Origin of the sequence: Gordonia sp. JH63 (assembly GCF_009856645.1) — a bacterium.
GTDB classification, from domain to species: Bacteria; Actinomycetota; Actinomycetes; order Mycobacteriales; family Mycobacteriaceae; genus Gordonia; species Gordonia hongkongensis.
Map to the genome: position 1 here is coordinate 2273358 of NZ_CP047235.1, position 18401 is coordinate 2291758.

Annotated in this window: 15 protein-coding genes; 12 read left to right on the plus strand and 3 right to left on the minus strand. The window is 68.5% G+C overall.

Features of this window, described 5'->3' with window-relative positions; translation table 11 throughout:
• The first annotated feature begins 145 nt into the window (after positions 1–145).
• Complete coding sequence (locus GR168_RS10285) at positions 146–1540, plus strand: HNH endonuclease signature motif containing protein (protein ID WP_159370660.1); 1395 nt, start codon at positions 146–148, stop codon at positions 1538–1540.
• Positions 1541–1670: 130 nt separating this feature from the next.
• Positions 1671–2993, plus strand: coding sequence for a Na+/H+ antiporter NhaA (nhaA, locus tag GR168_RS10290; protein ID WP_159370661.1), 1323 nt, complete (start codon positions 1671–1673; stop codon positions 2991–2993).
• Here nhaA and GR168_RS10295 read toward each other — a convergent pair.
• On the minus strand, positions 2978–3901 hold the full coding sequence (locus GR168_RS10295) for an NAD(P)H-binding protein (RefSeq protein ID WP_159370662.1): 924 nt from the start codon (positions 3899–3901) through the stop codon (positions 2978–2980). The two genes, nhaA and GR168_RS10295, sit on opposite strands and share 16 nt — an antisense overlap.
• 121 nt (positions 3902–4022) lie before the next feature.
• On the opposite strand from GR168_RS10295, the gene GR168_RS10300 reads away from it, so the two are divergent.
• On the plus strand, positions 4023–5027 hold the full coding sequence (locus GR168_RS10300; RefSeq protein WP_159370663.1) for an AraC family transcriptional regulator: 1005 nt from the start codon (positions 4023–4025) through the stop codon (positions 5025–5027).
• Here GR168_RS10300 and GR168_RS10305 read toward each other — a convergent pair whose 3' ends face one another.
• Entirely contained in the window at positions 5028–5402 is a 375-nt protein-coding gene (locus GR168_RS10305; protein ID WP_058250166.1) for an HNH endonuclease signature motif containing protein, read from the minus strand. It lies immediately after the preceding gene.
• Positions 5403–5510: 108 nt separating this feature from the next.
• Here GR168_RS10305 and GR168_RS10310 point away from each other — a divergent pair, with 108 nt between their 5' ends.
• From GR168_RS10310 to GR168_RS10325, 4 genes are all read left to right on the plus strand, one after another.
• The gene (locus GR168_RS10310) at positions 5511–6344 is read left to right on the plus strand and encodes a thymidylate synthase (RefSeq protein WP_078112288.1); all 834 of its coding nucleotides are present in this window, start codon (positions 5511–5513) and stop codon (positions 6342–6344) included.
• Positions 6341–6868 (plus strand): dihydrofolate reductase, encoded by a 528-nt coding sequence (locus GR168_RS10315; RefSeq protein WP_159370664.1) that lies wholly within the window; start codon positions 6341–6343, stop codon positions 6866–6868. The genes GR168_RS10310 and GR168_RS10315 overlap by 4 nt, the downstream gene beginning before the upstream one ends.
• Positions 6868–8097, plus strand: a complete 1230-nt coding sequence (locus GR168_RS10320) for a crosslink repair DNA glycosylase YcaQ family protein (protein ID WP_159370665.1) — start codon at positions 6868–6870, stop codon at positions 8095–8097. Before GR168_RS10315 ends, GR168_RS10320 begins: the two co-directional genes overlap by 1 nt.
• A 62-nt stretch (positions 8098–8159) precedes the next feature.
• Positions 8160–8939, plus strand: coding sequence for an HAD-IIB family hydrolase (locus GR168_RS10325; protein ID WP_058250306.1), 780 nt, complete (start codon positions 8160–8162; stop codon positions 8937–8939).
• Here the strand turns inward: GR168_RS10325 and GR168_RS10330 are convergent.
• Positions 8936–10594 carry an alkaline phosphatase D family protein gene (locus GR168_RS10330; protein ID WP_159370666.1) on the minus strand — a complete coding sequence of 553 codons (1659 nt, stop codon included), beginning with the start codon at positions 10592–10594 and terminating at the stop codon, positions 8936–8938. The genes GR168_RS10325 and GR168_RS10330 overlap by 4 nt on opposite strands.
• A 144-nt stretch (positions 10595–10738) precedes the next feature.
• On the opposite strand from GR168_RS10330, the gene thyX reads away from it, so the two are divergent.
• The 5 genes from thyX (at position 10739) to GR168_RS10355 (ending at position 18208) form a co-directional block, all read left to right on the plus strand.
• Positions 10739–11491 (plus strand): FAD-dependent thymidylate synthase, encoded by a 753-nt coding sequence (gene thyX, locus GR168_RS10335; protein ID WP_065628932.1) that lies wholly within the window; start codon positions 10739–10741, stop codon positions 11489–11491.
• Positions 11492–11529: 38 nt separating this feature from the next.
• Positions 11530–12435: a 4-hydroxy-tetrahydrodipicolinate synthase gene (gene dapA, locus GR168_RS10340; protein ID WP_159370667.1), complete on the plus strand. Its 906-nt coding sequence runs from the start codon at positions 11530–11532 to the stop codon at positions 12433–12435.
• Complete coding sequence (locus tag GR168_RS10345) at positions 12435–14468, plus strand: ribonuclease J (RefSeq protein ID WP_065628930.1); 2034 nt, start codon at positions 12435–12437, stop codon at positions 14466–14468. Before dapA ends, GR168_RS10345 begins: the two co-directional genes overlap by 1 nt.
• Positions 14469–14514: 46 nt before the next feature.
• Positions 14515–15147, plus strand: coding sequence for a TIGR03085 family metal-binding protein (locus GR168_RS10350; protein ID WP_058250173.1), 633 nt, complete (start codon positions 14515–14517; stop codon positions 15145–15147).
• Between the two features lie 79 nt (positions 15148–15226).
• Positions 15227–18208, plus strand: coding sequence for a DNA translocase FtsK (locus GR168_RS10355; protein ID WP_238995067.1), 2982 nt, complete (start codon positions 15227–15229; stop codon positions 18206–18208).
• Positions 18209–18401 lie beyond the last annotated feature (193 nt).

Sequence of the window (18401 nt, forward strand, 5' to 3'; positions counted from 1 at the left end):
AGTGTTCCGCGGAACACTCGTGACCTCGGGTTGAGGCGCGCGCGTTTGTCGGTGCCGGGCGATACCTTGTTGCTGTACTTCTCGTCCGGTTCAGGGGGTTGCGGTGGGGGTCAGTGCTTTTCGTTCCGGTGGAGATGTGTCGTCGATGTTCGATGGTACGGATCCGGCGTCGTTGTCTGATGACGTGCTCGAGGGTCGGGTGCTGGGGTATGCGGCTCAGATCACGGCGCTGACAGCGGACTTCCTTGACCTGGTGGCAGAACTGGATGAGCGGGAGTCGTGGCGGGGGCCGGGGATTCACTCGCTGGCGCACTGGTTGTCGTGGAAGGCCGGCATTGCACCGCGAACGGCGCATGAGCAGTTGAGGGTCGCCAAAGCGATACGAGCATTGCCGGCGATCCGCACGGCGTTTCGCGAAGGTCGGCTGTCGTATTCGAAGGTCCGCGCGTTGACGCGAGTGGCCACGCCTGAACGTGAGCAGGAGTTGCTGAATCTGGCGTTGTCGTGCACGGCGAGTCAATTGGATCGGGCGGTGCGGGCGATGGGCCGGATCGACCGCAACCGTGGCGTCGAAGACGAGGGCCGGCCGCCGGTGGAGTCGACGGGCCGGTGGAAGTGGAACGATGACGGGTCGTTGTCGGTGTCGTTGACGTTGAGTCCGTTGGATGGTGCGCGGTTCCTTGCTGGGACGGTGCGGGCGGAATATGAACGCACCCGGACGTGTGATGACCCGGATCTGCCGTCGGTCGAGCGTGTTCCGCGGAACACTGAATCCGGTTCAGAATCAGAGGATTCGGAGGTGGTTCCGTCTCGGCGTCGGGATCTGTGGCGGCAGGTGCCGTCGAATGTGGCGCCGGCGGTGGTGGCGATGGCCGACATGGTGCATGACGGGATTTCGATGCCTGATCTTGCTCCGGGTGCGGAGATCCTGATCCATGCGGGTGAGGGGGTGGAGTCGGCTCATCTCGATGATGGACCCGGGTTGTCGGAGGCTGAGGTGGACGAGGCCCGGTGTGGGGCGTCGACGCGGGAGGTGGTGAGCCGCCGGGTTCCCGGTCAGCCGGGGAAGTTGGCGTTGTTGGGGGTGGGTCGTCGGAAGCGGGCGCCGAACAAGGCGTTGGTGCGGGCGTTGTTCGTGCGGGATCGGTGTTGTCAGGTGCCGGGGTGTGGTCGGACGCGTCATCTGCATGCCCATCATGTGGTGTTCTGGTCGGCGGGTGGGCGGACGGATCCGGACAATCTGATCTTGTTGTGTGGGTCGTGTCATCGGTCGTTGCATCGGGGCGAGTTTGCGATCACCGCGCATGGGTTGCAGCGGTTCACGTTTCATCGCCCGGACGGCACTGAGATCGAGGCGGCGCCACCTACGTCGAAACCGGGCGGGTGGCGACCCGATCAACGGATCGGCGTAGATGCGACGGTGCCGGTCGGCGGTGGTCGAATGGACCTGGGATACACCACCGAGGTGCTCTTCGCGGTGTGGGAATGGAAGCAGCGCAACACAACTCACCTAGAGCCCGCCGTGCACAGGGCCGCGTAGGCGCCTAGCTGTTAGACTGACACGCGGTGTGCCGGGAAGTCTGGTCGGCTGCGCGTTGACGGTGAGCCCCGCACGATGGGGCGGCCACGACGCGTACGTAGCCCACCCGACGAAGGACTCCGTACGCACCATGACTGACACCGACTCACGTCGGGCCACCCCGACGCTCTTCTCGCGCGGCTCTTGGCCCGAAGCTTCCCGCATCGCCGACATCTTCCGGCGCGAAACCATCGGCGGCATGCTGCTGCTCGTCGCCGCGGTCGTAGCCCTTGTATGGGCCAACTCGCCGTGGTCGGCCGCCTACTTCGGCCTCGGCGACATCCATGTGGGGTCCGACGCGCTCGGTCTGCACCTCGACCTGTCCCTCGCGACCTGGGCTGCCGACGGTCTCCTTGCCATCTTCTTCTTCGTCGTCGGTCTGGAGCTGAAGCGCGAGTTCGTCGCCGGCGACCTCCGCGACCCCGCGCGGGCCGCGCTGCCCATTGCCGCGGCGGTCGGTGGAATGGCTGTTCCCGCACTCATCTTCGTTGCGGTCACCATGCGGGCGGGGGATCGAGCCGTGCAGGGCTGGGCCATTCCCACCGCCACCGACATCGCGTTCGCGGTCGCGGTGCTGGCCGTGATCTCGACGCATCTGCCCGCCGCACTGCGTACCTTCCTGCTCACCCTGGCCGTCGTGGACGACCTGCTGGCCATCACCGTGATCGCGGTCTTCTACACCGACTCCATCAACGGCGCAGCGCTGGCCCTGGCCCTGATCCCACTCGCGGCGTTCGCCTTTCTCGTGCAGCGGCGGGTCACCTCGTGGTGGCTCCTGCTCCCATTGGCGGCCCTCACGTGGACATTCGTCCACGAGTCCGGGGTCCACGCCACCGTCGCCGGCGTCGTCCTCGGCTTCACGGTCCCAGTGCTCCGTCGGGCCGGGGGCGACGAGACGGACACCCGGCATTGCCTGGCAGAACACTTCGAACACCGAATCCGGCCCATCTCGGCCGGCTTCGCCATCCCGGTGTTCGCCTTCTTTGCCGCCGGCGTCACCATCGGTGGTCTCAGCGGCCTCCGCGAGGCGCTCACGAATCCCGTTGCGCTGGGCATCATCTTCGGTCTGGTGGTCGGCAAGACGGTGGGCATCGTCGGCACCACCGCACTTCTCGCCCGGTTCACGCGCGCCACCCTCGACGCCAGCATCCGATGGATCGACGTGACCGGTGTGGCCATGCTCGCCGGCATCGGCTTCACGGTCTCGCTGCTCATCGGCGACCTCGCGTACGACCCGGAATCCGACCGCGCGGAGTACGTCAAGATCGGTGTCCTGGTCGGTTCGCTGACGGCCGCCTCGGCCGCGGCGGTCATCTTGCGGATGCGCAACCGCCACTATCGCCGGGTCGCCGAAGACGAGTCCCGGGACGACGATCACGACGGCATCCCGGATGTCTATCAGCGGGACAGCTGATCGGTGGGACTCGAGGTCGTCGCCATCGCGGCTGCCGCCAGGCCGGTGACGTAGTCGGCGATGGTCGTCGGCCCGGTGAGCACCGTGGTCCCCGGACGTCGGCCGACGACCCGGCCGTCGTTGATGGCCCGTGTCATGCCCACATGATGGCCTGCGACATCGGGACTGAATCCGGCCTCGTCGACGAGCGTCGCGACCATGTCGTCGTCGGACAAGCGCTCATACCGCAGCTTCGGAAGGCCGAAGGCACGTCCCAACGCGGCCGTCACGGTGGCCTGGTCGACGTTCACCGGACCCAGGATCTCCCGGCTCAGATGTCCACCGCCCCAGCCTGTTCCGGTCAGCGCATCCACCGCTGCCGCGGCGATGTCCCGCGTGGCGACCATCGGAACGGCGACATGCGGATCCAGCGAGTCCGCGACGATGCCCGCATTCTGCATGAGCGGGAGGTAGGAGCGGGCGTTGTCGTAGAACCAGCCGGCACGCAGAGCGAGCACCTCGACGCCGGACAACTCCGCCAGCCGCTGCTCCAGGATGTGCAGACCGGCCAGAAATCCGGTGCCGGAGCTGATCTCGGCGCCGACGCTGCTGAGCGCGACCACACGCGGCACACCGGACTCGCGGAGGGCGCGGACGATCGCGTCGGTCATCGTCCGCTGCGAGGTGAGGTGGTCGGCGGCGGTGTGATCCACGGGTTGCATCACGAACACCGCGTCCGAGTCGCGCATGGCGGTGGCGAGCGCGGACGAATCGGTGGTGTCGGCTACCGCGGTGTCGGCACCGAGCCGAGCGAGGGCGTCGAGCCGCTCAGAAGAACGCCCGACCGCCCGAACCCGGTGTCCGGCGTCGAGCAGGCCGGTGGTGACCTGTGCGCCGACGGTGCCTGTTGCCCCGAGAACTGTGTACATGAGGACCTCCTGAATCGTTCGATGTCGTATGTCCAGAGTGGAGCGAGGTTGCCGGACGAAACAGCGCTCACAGTCCGCAATGCATGCTCAATCGTCCGAAACGGCAGACGATCGGATCACGATGACCGATCATGGACGGGTGCGCAGACCCGACGGCAGTCACCCGGACCCGTTCCACAGCCCCGACCCCCTCGGGGAGGCCCTGCACTTCTTCCGGTTGAACGGTGCCTTCTACTGCCGGTCGGAGCTCACCGAGCCCTGGGCGCTGACCATGCCGGTCTGGGAGGACTGTCTGTGCGTGCACCTCGTCGTGTCGGGGTCGCTGCGGTTGTCCGCGCCGGACGGTGAGTCGCTGCGATTCGCGCCGGGAGATCTCGTCGTCGTGCCGCACGGCCGATCGCACGTCGTCCGCGGCGACGGCGAGGCGATGTTCGCCCCGGTCGTCACGGATCTGCCGCACGACTACCTGAGCGATCGGTATGCCATCCTGCGACATGGCGGCGACGGGCCCGAACGCTCGGTCCTGATCTGTGCCGTCGTCCGTTTCGACCATCCCTCGGCACGGTCGCTGACGTCGATGCTGCCGCCGATCCTCGCCATCCGCGCCGCTGATCCCCGTGCGGGTGCAAGCAGCTCGTGGCTGCGCGACCTCATGCGCATCGTGATCGACGAGGCCGGCGAACTCCGACCCGGTGGGGAGGCGGTCATCACCCGGTTGTCCGACATCATCGTCATCCACGCGATCCGATCGTGGTTGCAGGACGCGGAGGGCACCCGCACCGGCTGGCTCGGGGCTCTCGCCGATCCGCAACTCGGGCGTGCGGTCGCCGCGGTCCATCGCGATCCAGCGGCGGAGTGGAGCGTCGAACGACTGGCCCGTGAATGCGCGATGTCGCGGTCGACGTTCGCAGCCCGGTTCACCGCCGTCGTCGGCGAGCCGGCAATGCAGTACGTCACCCGGTGGCGGATGTGTGTGGCGGCGGATCGTCTTCGTGACCCGAACGCGTCTGTCGCGTCGGTGGCGGGCGGACTCGGCTACTCGTCCGAGGCGGCGTTCAGCCGGGCGTTCAAGCGGGTCAACGGGTCCTCGCCCGGGCGAGTACGACGCGCGGCGCGGGCCGGCTGATCACTCGTCCTGGCCGGCGGCCGGGTCGACGGCGGCGGCGAGCGCGCGGCTCACCTCGAATTGCCGGACCAGGAACGCCTTCTCGTCCAGCTTCTTCCGCCGCATCCACGTCGTGACCTCGGAGTTGCACTTGCTCGCATTGCACGAACCGCAGCACGGCACGACGTTGGCGACGGTGTACCGGCCGCCGCGGGAGATGGCCAGCATGCAGTCGCGCTGGAGGGCGACGCCCACCGCGCCGCAATACGCGCACCCACCCCAGGCCTCCTGCAGCGCGAGCCACTGGGCGTCGGTGAGGTCGTTGTCGCGGGCGGCGACACGCTTGCGACGACGCTTCGCGTACCGATTGGCGCGGGTGGTGCTGCGGGTGGCCACGGGAGGAGCCTACCGCTCGGATCACACGTGTCACAGCCGTCACAGGCCGAGTCAGGGCCGTGTCGTGCGCCCGGCGGTGCGACTACTGCTTTGCCTAGACTGGCACCCGTGAGCACGGCCATCCGCGACATGTCATCGACCGGGACCATCCCGACTCCGTACGAGGACCTGCTGAGCCTCGTCATGGAGACAGGGACGCCGAAGGCCGACCGCACCGGGACCGGGACGCGCAGCCTCTTCGGCAGGCAATTGCGCTACGACCTCGCCGAGGGTTTCCCACTGATCACCACCAAGAAGGTGCATCTGAAGTCGATCGTCTACGAGTTGCTGTGGTTCCTGCGCGGCGACTCAAATGTGCGGTGGCTGCAGGAGCGCGGGGTGAGCATCTGGGACGAGTGGGCCGACGAGAACGGTGAACTCGGACCCGTCTACGGCGTGCAATGGCGGAGCTGGCCGACGCCGTCCGGCGAGCACATCGACCAGATCGCGGCCGCCCTCGACCTGCTCAAGACCAACCCCGATTCGCGCCGGAACATCGTGTCCGCATGGAACGTGGGGGAGATCCCGCAGATGGCACTGCCGCCCTGCCACGCGTTCTTTCAGTTCTATGTCGCCGACGGCAAACTGTCGTGCCAGCTGTACCAGCGCAGCGCCGACCTGTTCCTGGGAGTACCGTTCAACATCGCGTCGTATGCGCTGCTGACGCACATGATGGCCCAGCAGGCGGGCCTCGAGGTCGGCGAGTTCGTGTGGACCGGCGGCGACTGCCACATCTACGACAACCACGTCGAGCAGGTGACGTTGCAACTGTCTCGCGACCCGTACCCGTACCCGAAACTCGAACTGCGCAAGCGGGATTCGATCTTCGACTACGAGTACGACGACATCGCCATCGTCGACTACCGGTCCCATCCCGGGATCAAAGCCCCGGTGGCGGTGTGACGTCCGACCTCGCGGGGGAGGGCTCGCGTGAGGTGCGCCTGGTCTGGGCGCAGGGACGCGGCGGGGCGATCGGCCGGGACAACACGATCCCGTGGCGGGTCCCCGAAGATGTGGCGCGGTTCAAGGAACTGACGGTCGGGCACCCGGTTGTCATGGGCCGCAAGACATGGGCTTCGCTGCCGCCGCGATTTCGGCCGCTGCCCGGTCGCGCCAATGTGGTCGTCACCCGCGACGCGAGCTGGTCGGCCGACGGCGCGTCGGTCGCGGGATCGGTCGCCGAGGCGCTCGAGCTGGCCGGTGGCGAACGGGTCGGAATCATCGGCGGCGGCGAGATCTACCGCTTGGCAATGGAATTCGCCACCGAACTGTGTGTCACGGAGATCGACGTCGAGGTCGACGGCGCCGACGCGTTCGCTCCGGAGATCACCGACGAGTGGGCGGTGGCACATCGCGGTGAGTGGCAGACCTCGACGAGCGGCATCGGGTATCGCTTCGTCGACTATCGGCGCGCTCGGCAGGACTGATGGCGCCGGATCGTCTCTCGATCGCGCAGGCGCGTCGAATCGCGCTCGCCGCACAGGGTTTCACCGACCGCCGGCCCGCCGCCGCGCCCACCATGGCACACCTGAAGCGCGTCGTCGGCCGAACGCGGCTGCTGCAGATGGACTCGGTGAACATCGCCGCGCGTGCGCACTTCATGCCGCTGTTCTCTCGCCTGGGTGCCTACGATCCCGACCTGTTGCACCGCGCCGCGTGGCAGCCCGGGCGTGGTCGGCGGCTGCTCGTCGAGTACTGGGCCCACGAAGCCGCGCTGATCCCGGTGCCCGACTGGCCCCTCTTCCGATGGCGGATGGACGACTTCGCCGACGGTCGGTATCGGCACACGCGAGACGTGCTCCGTCGCAACCGTTCTCTGGTCGGCGACGTCCGGGCAGTGATCGAGGCGGTCGGCGCGACCACGCCCCGTGCCATCGAAGCGGAACTGGGCATCGAACGTGAACCCGGTGCAGCCGGGAGCTGGTGGCAGCGCGGTGAGGTGAAGCACCTGTGCGAGGCCATGTTCGCGGCTGGTGACCTGTCGGCGGTCCGCAACGGGAACTTCGTGCGGCACTACGACCTCACCGAACGGATCGTCGGCGCGGACATCGTCGCGCTGCGACCCGACCGTGGGCAGGCGCACCGTGAACTCGTCAGCCGTGCCGCCCAGGCGCTCGGTGTCGCCACCGTGGCCGATCTGGCCGACTACTACCGGCTCCGGCCGGCCGACGCGCGGCCTGCGGTCGCCGAACTCGTCGAGGACGGTGTGCTGCAGGAGATCTTCGTGGACGGCTGGCGCGACCCGGCCTACCTGGCCGCCGGCGCGGTGATCCCGCGGCGCGTCGACGCCTCGGCGATCCTGTCGCCGTTCGACCCGCTCGTGTTCTTCCGCCCCCGCGCCGAACGACTCTTCGACTTCCACTACCGCATCGAGATCTATGTGCCCGAACACAAACGCGTGCACGGCTATTACGTGCTGCCGTATCTGCTGGGCACCGACATCGCCGCGCGCGTGGACCTGAAGGCCGACCGCAAGAACCGCACCCTGCAGGTGCTCGGGGCCTACTGCGAGCCGGGTCGTTCCCGAGGCCTCGTCGCCGAACGGCTGTCCGCGGATCTGCGGAGCTTCGCCGGCTGGCAAGACCTCGACGATGTCGTCGTGTCCGGACGCGGCGACCTGGCGCCCGACCTGCAACGGGTGCTGCACGGCGCGTGACCCACACCGGGTGATGCAATGCTGAGGATCGAAAGTTCACGACAGCGATGGGAGACGAAGCGATGACCGTGTCGTATGAGGGTAACGACTACCGATTGGTGATGTTCGATCTCGACGACACCCTGGCCCCGTCGAAGAGCCCGCTCGACGACCAGATGGTCGATCTGCTGCGTCGGATGCTCGACGTGAGCCTGGGCTGCATCATCTCCGGCGGCAACTTCACCCAGTTCGAGAAGCAGGTTCTCGCGCGGCTCGGCAACTTCGACAGCGTCGCCAACCTCCACCTCATGCCGACGTGCGGAACGCAGTACGTGCGGTGGTCCGGGAACGACTGGGAGACGGTCTACGCGGAGTTCCTCACCGACGACGAGAAGCAGCGCACGCTCGACGTGCTGGAGGCCGGCGCGAAAGAGCTCGGCCTGTGGGAGAGCGAGACGTGGGGTGACATCCTCGAGGACCGCGGCAGCCAGATCACCTTCAGCGCGCTGGGGCAGAAGGCGCCCGTCGACGCGAAGGCGGCCTGGGACCCCGACGGAGCGAAGAAGGAGTCCCTGCGGGCCTACGCCGCCGAGCGACTTCCCGACCTCGAGGTGCGCAGCGGCGGTTCGACGTCGGTGGACGTCACCAAGAAGGGCATCGACAAGGCTTACGGCGCACTGAAGTTGATGGACATCCTCGGCCTCAGCACCAGCGACATCCTGTTCTTCGGCGACCGGCTCGACGAGGGCGGCAACGACTATCCGGTCAAGGCCCTCGGGATCACCTCGATCGCCGTCCACGGCTGGCCCGACACCCACGCGAAGTTGTCGGCGCTGCTGGATCAGGTTGAGACGGGCAGCTAGTCGACCGGCCCACCCGCCGGGACGACCCGCTGGGTGCCGTTCGCGACCCGGTAGGACTTCGCGTAATACTGGCCGGAGCGCGGATTCGTCTTGTCGTGCACGAAGTACCAGTCCATCTGCGTCGCCGCCGGCGTCACGGTCAGGACCGAATACCCGTGCGCGTCGAACTCGCTCCAGCGCACGTGGTGGTTCGTGGCCGCGAAGGCCGAGGACACCGCGACCCCGGCGGTGTTGGCGGGCACGTTCAGCATGTCGTCGATGTTGGTCGACGTGATCGAGGTGCCGACCAATTCCGTTGCGACACTCCCGCCGCCGGGATAGTTCGCCGGGTCGGCCGGGATGTCGCACGCCCACGACGAGTGGATGTCACCGGTGATGAAGACGACGTTGTCGACGCGATTGCGGCGCAGCGATTCGAGGAGACGTCGACGATCGGCGGCGTAACCGTCCCACTGGTCGGCGTTGTACGGGATGCCCTCGCGCGGGATGCCGAGCAGTGCGGTGACCGCGCCGGTTGTCTGCGGATCCAGCGGGGGGATCAGCACCGGGGCGATCATCACCGGGTTGCCGACGATCTTCCAGCGGGTCTCCGACGACGTGAGTCCATTGGTCAGCCACGACATCTGTGCCCGGCCGAGGATCGAGCGGGCGGGATCGTCGATGGCCGCCGACCGGGCGCTGACCTGCAGGTCGCGGTAGGAGCGCAGATCCAGCATGGACAACTCGAGCAGACGGCCGAAGCGGAGCCTGCGGAACAGGTGCCGGCCCGCGGTGTCGACGGCGGGGCGGATCGGCATCCACTCGGCGTACGCGCGCAGCGCGGCGGTGCGCCGTGCGGCCCAGGAGCCCTCGCCCGCCTGATGGTTCTCCGCCCCGCCCGACCACGAGTCGTTCGACGACTCGTGGTCGTCCCAGATGCAGATAAACGGCAGGTTCCGGTGCAGCCGGGCGAGGTCGGGGTCGGTCTTGTACTGCGCGTGGCGTGTCCGGTAGTCGCGCAGGGTGACGATCTCGTGGCGGGGGTCGTGCGGCCGGACGGTTCCGGTCTTGCCGGTGTATCGCCCGGTCTCGTACTCGTAGAAATAGTCGCCCAGGTGGACCACCGCGTCGAGTGCCGGCTGCGCGGCCAGATGCCGGTAGGCGGCGAAGTATCCGGCCTCCCAGTTGGCACACGACACGACGCCGAAACGGATCTTCGCGACGTCGGCACCCGTTGCGGGGGCGGTGCACGTGCGACCGACGGGCGACACCGCGCCGGTGGCGGGTCCGGACAGCACCGTGAAGCGGTAGTGGTACCAGGTGCGCGGCGCCAGACCCGACGCGTCGATCTTCACCGTATGGTCGGAGTCGGCGGACGTCCGCACCTCGCCCGCGGCCACGACGGCGCCGAAGCCGGGGTCCCGGGCGATCTCCCAGCGGACGAGGCTCTGCGGCCCCAGGCCGGAACCGGGTGTCGCAGCCGGGGTCGGGGTGATGCGGGTCCAGAGGACGACGGCGTCGGGGAGCGGGTCGCCGGACGCGACGCCGTGGCGGAACACTGCCGCCGACGGGGGCCCGGGCGACCGCGGCGCGCCCTGGGCGACGACGGCGGGGGAGGCGAGCGCCGCACCGGTCACGACCGCACCCGTGCGCAGGAAGTCGCGTCGCGTCGTCATCGCATCCACCCCCGGGTACTCGCCCACGCCTGCAGGGACTCTACCGCGGGCGGAGCCCGACGGTGCGGTACTCACGTGGTGGGGGAGAATCGGATACCGCGCGGCACGCGGACGTGTGGCCGCGACGGACGACAGGAGACATGCGTGTCCGAATTGGTGCCGCTGAAGGTGCAGATGGTGGCGATGACCCAGTTCACCCCGCCGGGAGACGTGCCGTGGAGCACCGACGCCGAGGGCGGTGAGGCGTTGGTCGAGTTCGCCGGCCGGGCGTGCTACCAGAGCTGGGACAAGCCGAACCCGCGTACCGCCACCAATGCCGGCTACCTGCGGCACATCCTCGAGGTCGGGCACCTGTCGCTGCTCGAACACGCATCGGTGACGTTCTACATCAGCGGCATCTCCCGCTCGTGCACCCACGAACTGATCCGGCACCGCCACTTCTCGTACTCGCAACTGTCCCAGCGGTTCGTGCCCGAGCACGACTCCAACGTCGTGGCGCCGCCGGCGATCGTGGGCGACCCGGAGCTCGAGGACCTCTTCACCGCGGCGACCGACGCGAGCCGGGCGGCCTACACCGAGCTCCTCGCGGCGCTGGAGGCGAAGTTCGCCGACGTCCCCAACGCCATCCTGCGTCGGAAACAGGCACGTCAGGCCGCTCGCTCCGTACTGCCGAACGCCACCGAGACAAAGATCGTCGTCACCGGCAACCATCGCGCCTGGCGGCACTTCGTCGGCATGCGCGCCACCGAGCACGCCGACGTCGAGATCCGCCAGCTCGCGGTGGAGTGTCTACGCCAGTTGATGCGGGTGGCGCCCACCGTGTTCGGCGATTTCGAGATCGGCACCCTGGCCGACGGGACCGAGGTCGCCACCTCACCATTCGTGCTGGAAGGGTGAGGATCGTCACCAACAGGGAGGCGGTAGCCTTGAGCACCATGAACGCAGTCCAGGAACCGCTGCACGAGCATCCCTTCGGGACGAACGTGGTTGCGATGGTCACCCCCTTCCGCCCGGACGGAAGCCTCGATCTGGACAAGGCCGCCGTCCTCGCCGACCATCTGGTCGCCAAGGGATGTGACGGGCTGGTCGTGTCCGGCACCACCGGTGAATCGCCGACCACCACCGTGCCGGAGAAGCTCGAGTTGCTGCGGGTGGTCCTCGACGCGGTGGGCGACCGGGCCCGGATCACCCAGGGCGCAGGCAGTTACGACACCGCCGAGAGCGTCCGGTTCGCGATCGAGTCCGAGAAGATCGGTGCGCACGCGCTCCTCGTGGTGACCCCGTACTACTCGAAGCCGCCGCAGGCCGGGCTCCTCGCGCACTTTCGGACCGTCGCCGACGCCACCGCGCTGCCGGTGCTGCTCTACGACATCCCGCCGCGATCGGTGGTCCCGATCATGAACGAGACGATGCTCGCCCTGGCCGAACACCCCAACATCCGCGGGGTGAAGGACGCCAAGGGCGACCTGCACTCGGCGGCCGGCCTGATCGCCAGCACCAGCCTGGAGTACCTGTCCGGCGAGGACGCACTCAACCTGCCGTGGCTGTCGATCGGCGCGACCGGTTATGTCAGCGTTATCGGCCACCTCGTCCCGGATCGCCTGCGCGACATGCAGATCGCTGTCGAGAAGGGCGATCTGCCGACCGCCCGCGCGATCAACACCTCGATGCTGCCGCTGGTCAACGCCATGGGGCGCCTCGGCGGGGTCACGATGGTGAAGGCGGCACTGCGCATCCTCGGGCTGGAGGTCGGCGACCCGCGCCTGCCGCAGGTGCCCGCGAACCCGGCGCAGATCGAGGAACTGATCGTGGATCTGCGCGCGGCGGGTGTGCTGATCTGATGACCGACAACGACACCACCGGCAACGACACCGCCGGCACCGTCCGCCCCCGGACCCGACGCCGGGCTGCCGCCCGCAAGGCCGGCCCGCCGAGTCCGCCCCCCGCCGAGCCGACCCCGCCCGCCGAGCCCACCCCGTCCGCCGAGCCCGTCGAGGTGACCTCGAAGGCACGGCAACCCCGGCGCGCGCGAGCCGAGCGGACCGGATCATCGGAACCGAAGTCCGACGCGAACTCGCCGAAGCACGCGGCCAAGCGTCCGGCGAGTCCCGCGTCGAACACCCGTCGCCCCCGCCACGAGCGCGGCGACGCCCGCGGCGGCCGCCGGCCCGAACCGGCAACCCCGGCCCCTGTCGACCGACTGGGCACACCCCGCCGACTGCCCAAGGGTGGTCTGCGCGTGGTGGCGCTCGGCGGGATCGGCGAGATCGGCCGCAACATGACCGTCTTCGAATACAACGGCCGTCTGCTGATCGTCGACTGCGGTGTGCTCTTCCCCGAGGACGCCCAGCCGGGCGTCGACCTGATCCTGCCGGACTTCCGCTACATCGAAGACCGCATGGACGACGTCGACGCGGTGATCCTGACCCACGGCCACGAGGACCACATCGGCGCTCTGCCGTTCCTGCTCCGGCTACGCAGCGACATCCCGGTGATCGGCGCGAAGTTCACGCTCGCCCTGGTCGAGGCCAAGTGTCGCGAGCATCGCCTGCGACCCAAGCTCGTCGAGGTCGTCGAAGGTCAGAAGACCTCGCACGGCCCGTTCGAGTGCGAGTACTTCGCCGTCAACCACTCGATCCCGGACGCCCTGGCCGTCGCGATCCGGACCCCCGCCGGCGTCGTGCTGCACACCGGCGACATCAAGCTCGACCAGCTGCCCCTCGACGGCCGGCTCACCGACCTCGCCGGGTTCAGCCGCCTCGGCGATGAGGGCGTCGACCTGTTCCTGGTGGACTCGACCAACGCCGAGGTGCCCGGTTTCGTGACCCCGGAACGTCAGATCGGCGGGGTGCTCGACCAGGTCATCGGCAAGGCCACACAGAGGGTCATCGTGGCGTCGTTCGCGAGCCACGTCCATCGCATCCAGCAGATCATCGACGTGGCGCACACCCACAATCGGCGGGTCACCTTCGTCGGCCGTTCGATGGTGCGCAACATGCAGATCGCGCAGGATCTCGGCTACCTCTCGGTACCCGACGGCGTCGTCGTCGATCTCGACACCGCGGCAACCCTGCCCGACCACCGCGTCGTGCTGATCTCCACCGGCTCGCAGGGCGAGCCGCTGTCCGCGCTCTCCCGGATGGCGCGCGGAGAGCACCGGCAGATCAACATCCGGGCCGACGACCTCGTCGTGCTGGCGTCCTCGCTCATCCCCGGCAACGAGAACTCGGTGTTCGCCGTCGTCAACGGGCTGGCCAAGCGCGGCGCGACCGTCATCACCCAGCAGAGTGCGAAGGTCCATGTCTCGGGCCACGCCTCGGCCGGTGAGCTGCTCTACCTCTACAACGCGGTGCGCCCCTCGAATGCGATGCCCGTGCACGGCGAATGGCGGCACCTGCGCGCCAACGCCGCGCTCGCGGTAGCGACCGGTGTGCCCGAGGACCGGGTCGTCCTCGCCGAGGACGGCGTGGTGGTCGACCTCGTCGACGGTCGCGCCGACATCGTCGGACGGGTTCCGGTCGGGCACGTCTACGTCGACGGCCTCTCGGTCGGCGACGTGGGGGAGTCGACGCTCTCCGAACGGCTCGTGCTGGGGGAGGGTGGCTTCATCGCCATCACCGTCGCCGTGGACGTGACGACGGGCCGTGCGGTGAGCACACCCGAGGTCTCCGGACGCGGTTTCTCCGACGACCCGGACGCGCTCAAGGAGGCGGCGGACATCGTCAACCAGACGCTGGATTCGCTGGCGGCCGAGGGTGTCTCCGACACGCACCGGATCGCCCAGGGGATTCGCCGTGCGGTCGGGCGCTGGGTGTCGACCGCCTATCGTCGCCGTCCGATGATCGTGCCGACGGTCATCGCGGTCGGGGACTGACCGGCGTCGAGGAACGAGACCACGGCGTTGTCGCTACCGTGGTCGTGTGACCGGAGCGCAGAAGGAAAGAGCAGCCCTCGTCGAGACCCTTCGAAAGGTGGGCCCCGACGCGCCCACCTTGTGTGAGGGCTGGACCACCCGCGATCTGTTGGCGCATCTCGTGGTCCGGGAACGACGCCCGGACACCGGGCCGGGCATCCTCATCCCGGCTTTCGCCGGCCACACCGAGAAGGTGCGGGCCCAGGCGACGTCGAAGGACTGGGATGCCCAACTGGCGTTGCTCGCCTCGGGGCCGCCGGTCTACTCGCCGTTCAAGCTGGTCGACCGATTCGCCAACCTGGCCGAGATGTTCGTCCACCACGAAGACGTCCTGCGTGGCGGCGCCGACCCCGACGGGCCGTGGACGCCCCGGTCGCTGGCCCCCGAACTCGAGGCGGAGTTGCGCACGCCGGCCAAGTCGATGGGCCGGATGACGCTCAAGAAGGTCCCGGCCCGCGTGACCCTGCGCACCCCGGACGGCGAGGATCTGGTGACGGCGGGATCGGGTGACGACGTCATCGTGACCGGTCGTGTCGGTGAGCTGGTGCTGTTCGCGTTCGGCCGTACACCGGTCGACGTCACATTCGCCGGTGACGCCGCCGCGATCACGGGCGTCCGCGAGAGTTCGCGCGGCCTCTGAGCGATCACAACTTCGACACGCATTCGTTGTCTGTGTTGCCCGTGTGACTGATGTGACCGCTGCCCACTAGTCTGTCGGTATGGCTTCGAAAGCAAGCACGGGTACACGCGCGTCCTCCGCGCGCGGCGCTGCTGGTTCCACGCGCGGTGGATCCGCTCGCGGTGGTTCGGGGCGGGCGAGTTCGGCTCGAGGGAGTTCGACCGCCGCTCGCCGCTCGACGGGTGACGGTTCGAAGAGCGGCGGTTCGAAGAGCGGTGGTTCGCGTCGTCAGACGGGCGCCGGTGCCTCGACGAGGTCGAAGGCCGGGGCATCGCGGAAGAGTTCCCGGTCCGCTGCACCAGCGGAGTCGGTGGACCTGCATCGTCGTTCCGTCGCCGCGGCAGGGGCGTCCGCGGTGGGCAAGGGCATCGGTGCCGGATGGTCGTTGTTCGCGCGGGGCGTCGGCAGCGCCGCCCGGGCGGGCTCGGGCGTCGGCCGCGGACCGCGCACCGAAGTCGTCGGAGAGTTCGACGACATCGACGACACCGACCCGGACTTCGAGGAGTTCGACGACGGGTCCGACGGCAACGGTCGACCCCGGCCCGGCGGTCACAGCCATCGGCGGGACGGGACAGCACTCGGTCTCCTCGCCTTCGGTCTGCTCGTCGGCGCCAGTGTGTGGTTCGGTGCGGCGGGTCCGGTGGGCGCCTTCATCGAGGCCCTCATCCGCGCGGTCATCGGGTCGGCGGCCGTGCTCGTGCCGGTCGGTCTCCTCGCGCTGGCAGTGGTCCTGATGCGACGGCCGGCCGCCCCGGAGCGACGCGGCCGCTACCTGTCGGGTGGGTTCCTGGTGATCCTTCCGCTGCTCGGTCTGATGCACCTCGTCGCCGGCGCGCCGGTCGACCTGCCCGGACGGTCCGGCGCGGCCGGGTTCGTCGGCTTCGCGGTGGGCACACCGTTGACCGCGGGTGTCACCGCGTGGGTCTCGGTGCCGATCCTGTTGTTGTGCATGGCATTCGGCGTACTCATCCTCAGCGGCCGAACCGTCCGCGAGGTCGTGGACGCCGCCGCCGGTTACCTCGGGCTGGGCGTCGGACGAGGCGACGACGCGCCCTGGGACGACGACGAGTGGGATGCCGACGCCGAGAACTACGACGATCCGGATTTCGACGACCCCGATACCGAGACCGACAGCGCCGAGTCGGATCCCTGGGACTCCGGTGCGCTCGAGTCGCGGTCCCGGCGTCGGCCGTACTCGTCGAACCCGTACGACAACTACCCGCCGGATTCGGCGCCGGCGCGGACCTCGGGACGGACGTCGCGGCGCAAGCCCGCCGACATCGCCGACGTCGCCCCGCTCGAGGAGGCCGTCACCGAGAACTTCGCGGATGCCGACCAGCAGGTCACCGAGGTGATCGCGCCGAGCCCCCGTACCCGCGCCACCCCGGCCCGGCGGGCCACCGCGCGATCCGAGCCGCGTCCCGCACCCGAACCGGAGCCCCGGCACGAACCCGATCTCGACGACGAGATGACGGACGAGGGGATGTCGGACGACGAGGCGTTCATCCCGTCCGATCCCACCGCGGACGGGGACTATCGCCTGCCGCCCGCCGACCTTCTCCTCGAGGGCGATCCGCCGAAGATGGGCAGCAGCGCCAACGACGACATGATCGACCGGATGACCGGCGTGCTGGAGCAGTTCAAGATCGACGCCGCGGTCACCGGATACACCCGCGGGCCGACCGTCACGCGATACGAGATCGAACTCGGCCCGGGTGTGAAGGTCGAGAAGATCACCGCGCTGCAACGCAACATCGCCTACGCCGCGGCAACGGACAACGTGCGCCTGCTCGCGCCGATCCCCGGCAAGTCCGCGGTCGGTATCGAGGTCCCCAACTCCGACCGTGAGATGGTTCGCCTGGCCGACGTGCTGAACTCGCCGTCGACCCGGAAGGACAAGCATCCGTTGGTGATCGGGCTCGGCAAGGACATCGAGGGTGATTTCGTCAGCGCCAACCTGGCGAAGATGCCGCACCTGCTGGTCGCCGGGTCGACCGGCTCGGGCAAGTCGAGCTTCGTCAATTCCATGCTCGTGTCGCTGCTCAGCCGTGCGACGCCGGAGCAGGTGCGGATGATCCTGATCGACCCGAAGATGGTCGAGCTCACCCCGTACGAGGGAATCCCGCACCTCATCACGCCGATCATCACGCAACCGAAGAAGGCCGCTGCCGCACTCGCCTGGCTCGTCGAGGAGATGGAGCAGCGCTATCAGGACATGAAGGCCTCGCGGGTGCGCCACATCGACGACTTCAACTCGAAGGTCCGGTCGGGAGACATCACCGCCCCGCTGGGCAGCGAACGCGTCTACAAGCCGTATCCGTACATCTTGGCCATCGTCGACGAGCTCGCCGACCTGATGATGACCGCGCCCCGCGACGTCGAGGACGCGATCGTGCGGATCACCCAGAAGGCGCGCGCCGCCGGCATCCATCTGGTGCTCGCGACGCAGCGTCCGTCGGTCGATGTCGTCACCGGTCTGATCAAGACCAACGTGCCGTCGCGGCTGGCGTTCGCGACGTCGTCGCTGACCGACTCACGCGTCATCCTGGATCAGCCGGGTGCCGAGAAGCTGATCGGCATGGGCGACGGCCTGTTCCTCCCGATGGGCGCCAACAAGCCGATCCGCATGCAGGGTGCCTACATCACCGACGAGGAGATCGCCGCGGTCGTCGATTTCTCCAAGGAGCAGGCCGAGCCGGAGTACACCGAGGGTGTCACCGCGGCGAAGGCGGGCGACAAAAAGGACATCGACAGCGACATCGGCAACGACCTCGACGATCTCCTGCAGGCGATCGAACTGGTCGTGTCGAGCCAGTTCGGGTCGACGTCGATGCTGCAGCGCAAGCTGCGGGTCGGGTTCGCCAAGGCCGGCCGTCTCATGGACCTGATGGAGACGCGGGGAGTGGTCGGCCCCAGCGAGGGATCGAAGGCGCGTGAGGTGCTCGTGAAGCCCCACGATCTGGCGGGGGTGATCGCCTCGATCACCGGCGGCGGCGACGAAACGGACAGTTCCGGCACCTGACTCGGGTCGCTGACCTGCGGTTTCTGCAGGTTTCCTGCAGTTTGTATAAGGTAGCCGGAGATCCATGAGGGGAGTATCCCCAAAGCGGCGTCTCCGTCAATACGGTCACGATTCGCAACGATGCCGATCATCGTCGCGGCCCTGACCCGGAGCGTCGGCCCCCGTTCGGTGGGAGAGACCTCTGGCTCGTCAG

What these genes read in the sequence shown, in the direction of transcription:
- GR168_RS10345 (WP_065628930.1), top strand. Translation starts at nt 12,435, where the DNA reads ATGACCGACAACGACACCACCGGCAACGACACCGCCGGCACCGTCCGC.
- GR168_RS10325 (WP_058250306.1), top strand. Translation starts at nt 8,160, where the DNA reads ATGACCGTGTCGTATGAGGGTAACGACTACCGATTGGTGATGTTCGAT.
- GR168_RS10320 (WP_159370665.1), top strand. Translation starts at nt 6,868, where the DNA reads ATGGCGCCGGATCGTCTCTCGATCGCGCAGGCGCGTCGAATCGCGCTC.
- GR168_RS10330 (WP_159370666.1), bottom strand. Translation starts at nt 10,594, where the DNA reads ATGACGACGCGACGCGACTTCCTGCGCACGGGTGCGGTCGTGACCGGT.
- GR168_RS10355 (WP_238995067.1), top strand. Translation starts at nt 15,227, where the DNA reads ATGGCTTCGAAAGCAAGCACGGGTACACGCGCGTCCTCCGCGCGCGGC.
- GR168_RS10295 (WP_159370662.1), bottom strand. Translation starts at nt 3,901, where the DNA reads ATGTACACAGTTCTCGGGGCAACAGGCACCGTCGGCGCACAGGTCACC.
- dapA (WP_159370667.1), top strand. Translation starts at nt 11,530, where the DNA reads ATGAACGCAGTCCAGGAACCGCTGCACGAGCATCCCTTCGGGACGAAC.
- GR168_RS10300 (WP_159370663.1), top strand. Translation starts at nt 4,023, where the DNA reads ATGACCGATCATGGACGGGTGCGCAGACCCGACGGCAGTCACCCGGAC.
- GR168_RS10285 (WP_159370660.1), top strand. Translation starts at nt 146, where the DNA reads ATGTTCGATGGTACGGATCCGGCGTCGTTGTCTGATGACGTGCTCGAG.
- nhaA (WP_159370661.1), top strand. Translation starts at nt 1,671, where the DNA reads ATGACTGACACCGACTCACGTCGGGCCACCCCGACGCTCTTCTCGCGC.